Genomic DNA, 3279 nt, shown 5'->3' with positions numbered 1-3279 from the left:
CCAACCCACCCACCGCCAACGAAGCCGTCACCGAAACCGGCTTGAACTCCCCACCGTCCAACCAGGCCCAGGTCGGAAGATTCACCTTGCTCTTAGGACTCCTAACAAAAATGGTGGGCTTGACCTGGTCAGAGGATGGTGTCGTGCACGAGGTCGCCGGGTAGCGGGACGCGGGCAGCCGCGTAATCGCATGCGATAAACCCGGCGACGTCGGCGAACTTCCCCGGGATACTGGTCGCCCATGGATGAGGTCAAAGTCATCGTCGCCCATTCCGAGCGCGCGACTCTGCGCGTTGGCGACGTGTTCCTGAAGGTGGACGCCGATCAGGCGCGCATCGACGTCGAGGTCGAGGCTATGTCCCTCGCGCCGGTCCCGACCCCGGAGGTCCTGTGGCGCAAGGCGCCCGTCCTCGCGATCGCCGCACTCCCGGGGACGGTGCTCGGCCGTCTCGGTGAGCCGTCAACCGCGTCGCCGGCGGCGTGGGCCGCGGCGGGCGTCTCCATCCGGAAGCTGCACGAAGCACCGTTGCCGCCCTGGGCCGGTCGGCGCCGCCGGAGTCCCGACGAGTTGGTGGCGGAACTCGACGGCGAGTGCGACTTGCTGGTGACGAACGGCGTCCTGCCCGCCGACCTGGTCACCCGCAACCGCCAGGTCGCCGAGGCCGCGCTCCGGCCGTGGATTCCGGCGTTCACGCACGGCGACCTACAGATCGATCACGTCTTCGTCGACGGCGACGAGGTCACGGGCATCATCGACTGGTCCGAGACGGGCCGGGGTGATGCCCTGTTCGACCTCGCCACTTTGACGCTCGGACACGAGGAGCACCTCGACGACGTCATCGCCGGTTATGGCACCGATGTCGACCTCGACGTGATCCACGCCTGGTGGTCGTTGCGAAGCCTGCTGGGGGTTCGCTGGCTGGTCGAGCACGGCTTCGACCCCTTCGCGCCGGGCTGTGAGGTCGACGTGCTGAGATCCCGGATGTGAGGCTGTGGGGGCCGGACTGGCCACCTATGCGTTCTGACGCATCGAGCACGCCATCCCCTGGAGCGCATCGCTTGCCCTTACGCTCAACAGCGTGTGGTGCGCAGTCGTCGCCAGCAGATGACGGCGCAGCCGAGGGTGACGAACGCGTGGTGGATGTCGTCGCGGATCTCCCAGCGGATGCGCAGACGGCGGAACCAGTGCAGCAGCGCGATCGCTCCTTCCACGACCCAGCGGTGCACGCCCAGGCCGGATCCGTGCCCGGTGCCGCGCCGGGCGACGTGTGGGGTGATCTGGAACCGGCGGACCTTGTCCCGGTAGGCCTCGTGGTCATAGCCGCGGTCGGCGTACAGGTGCTTGGGGCGGCGCAGTGGCCGATCCGCGCTTGCCGCGGATCGGCGGGACGGCCTGGATCAGCGGGATCAGTTGGGTGACGTCGTTGCGGTTGCCGCCGGTGGTGATTGCCGCGAGCGGAATGCCGTGCGCCTCGACGAGCAGATGGTGCTTGGTGCCGGCCTTGCCCCGGTCCACTGGGGACGGACCAGTGGCCTGCCCGCCCTTCATCGCGCGGATGTGGCTGGAGTCGACCGCTGCGCGGGAGAAGTCCAGCAGGTCTGCGGCCCGCAGCTCGTGCAGGCGCTGCCAGACTCCGGCCTCGCTCCAGTCCCGCAGCCGTCGCCAGCAGGTCATCCCCGAGCCGAAGCCCAGCTCCTGGGGCAGATACTCCCAGCGGATCCCGGTGTACAACACGAACAGGATCCCGCACAGCACCTTGCGACTATCCAGACGCTTACGACCTGGACGCCGCGGATTACGCGGGACGACCGGCAGCAGCGGCTCGATGCGCGCCCATAACTCGTCGTCGATTTCCCACGGTCTGGCAGCGGTCTTCCTGGTCTCGACTGACTCGCACCCCCTTCGGCCAGCATCAACAAGAACTGATACGCCGTCATTCCCGGCGGTCCAGAAACCTCATTTTGTTAGGAGTCGTTACCACCGGGGGCAAGGGTGACTTCGGTCCCAGGCACCTTGATCTGCTCGTAGGCGAGGCCGGCCAGGATCTCGGGGGTGATGATGTTCTCTACCTCGAGGGTCTCGCCGTTGTCAGCCCAGAAGGGGACGCGACTGCAGGCGAGTTGCGCATCTATCGAAGCATCCGGGTTCCGCACAGCCCCCCACCACATCCCCTCGCCATCCTTTTCCTGATTAAAGTCCTCATAGTCGCCATCTATATAATTCTGCCGCTCTTCATTCCACTTCTCCCGAGCATAGGGCGGCATCCCGGGATCACTGACAATACCCTGATCCATGCGCTGGTAGTAATCACGCAACTCATCAGGATTCCATTTTGGCGCGTACCAGCACGGGGTGGATCCCAATCCCCCTGAACTGAGCTCACCGACCCCGCAGAAGGACCCGAACCATTCTTGGAGGTATCGAACTTGATTTCGGCGCCAGCGTAAATGCTTTCACCCTGCTGGCCACCACCTGCATCAACATCGACCGGGGGGCCGGGAGCCGCGAAGGCAACACCGCCGTACCCCGAGAGGGCGATTCCCGCGGATACCGCAACGACCGTCAAGACCCAGCGCACTGCGCGGCTCCCCTCTCGCTTTCCACGTTGTGGACAAGCCAAAGGTTGTCCACAGAGTCCGACTCCTTCATCACGAGCGTGAAGGAGAGATACGGGCTTCCAACATCCGAGCCGCCCTCGACCTTCTTTCCAGTCTTTGCATCCTTTCCGTACACCCGCGCTTCGTCATAGCAATAGTTCACCACCTTAGTTCGTTCAGATTTCCCGTCAGTCACTGACGCCTTCGAATAGCTGATCTCCCCCGCGAGCGTCCATCCGCCATCGACGTACTGCTGGATCTGACCCCTCGCATACGAGTGAGCCTGACTCATCGGTTCGACATAGAACTTGTAGACTGAGCTTTCCGGGTCCTGCTCAAAGATCCCGAAATAGATAGACTTGACGTAATTCTCGGCGTCGCTGAGCGCCGTAGCGCTTGCAGGGTCACTCGGCTTGGCCCAGTCGAACTTCATCTCGAAGTCGTCCGGGAGCTTCATCTTCGGCCGGTCGATGTTGTCCGCTTCACTCTCCTTGCTCGGCCCCGCTCCCGCAATCTCGTCGTCCGGCGAGGAGGAATCCCCTCCGCAACCGGTGAGGAGAAGCGCTGTCGCCGTGGCGAGCGCGGTCAGGACGGGCAACGTTCGGCGGTTCACGTGAAGACTCCCGGTGGGGGCGAAAGTGCGGACTCGGGAACTGACGCTATCGCCGGGGCATTTGGTTT

4 protein-coding genes are annotated in these 3279 nt (G+C 64.3%); 1 reads left to right on the top strand and 3 read right to left on the bottom strand.

The window, feature by feature from the left end; all coding sequences use genetic code 11:
* The first annotated feature begins 241 nt into the window (after positions 1-241).
* A complete protein-coding gene (locus ACFWMZ_RS28170; protein ID WP_383174240.1) occupies positions 242-988 on the top strand; it encodes a phosphotransferase family protein in 747 nt (248 codons plus the stop codon).
* Positions 989-1071: 83 nt separating this feature from the next.
* Here ACFWMZ_RS28170 and ACFWMZ_RS28165 read toward each other — a convergent pair.
* The 3 genes from ACFWMZ_RS28165 to ACFWMZ_RS28155 all read right to left on the bottom strand — a co-directional run.
* Positions 1072-1852, bottom strand: a protein-coding gene (locus tag ACFWMZ_RS28165) for an IS5 family transposase (protein ID WP_383174492.1) whose coding sequence is annotated in 2 segments (ribosomal slippage) — positions 1072-1362 and positions 1364-1852 — 780 coding nt in all. Because the reading frame shifts where the segments join, the coding sequence is not laid out codon by codon here.
* A 113-nt stretch (positions 1853-1965) separates the two neighbouring features.
* Entirely contained in the window at positions 1966-2316 is a 351-nt protein-coding gene (locus ACFWMZ_RS28160; protein ID WP_383174237.1) for a hypothetical protein, read from the bottom strand.
* Between the two features lie 247 nt (positions 2317-2563).
* On the bottom strand, positions 2564-3279 hold a 716-nt coding region (locus ACFWMZ_RS28155; RefSeq protein WP_383204990.1), incomplete at its 5' end, for a hypothetical protein.

Source organism: Streptomyces sp. NPDC058373, from assembly GCF_042723275.1.
GTDB lineage: Bacteria > Actinomycetota > Actinomycetes > Streptomycetales > Streptomycetaceae > Streptomyces.
Note: the sequence above shows the minus strand (reverse complement) of the source record. Positions and strands in the feature narration are given on the sequence as shown.

Coding starts and splice junctions, on each gene's coding strand:
- ACFWMZ_RS28170 (WP_383174240.1), top strand. CDS start 242: ATGGATGAGGTCAAAGTCATCGTCGCCCATTCCGAGCGCGCGACTCTG.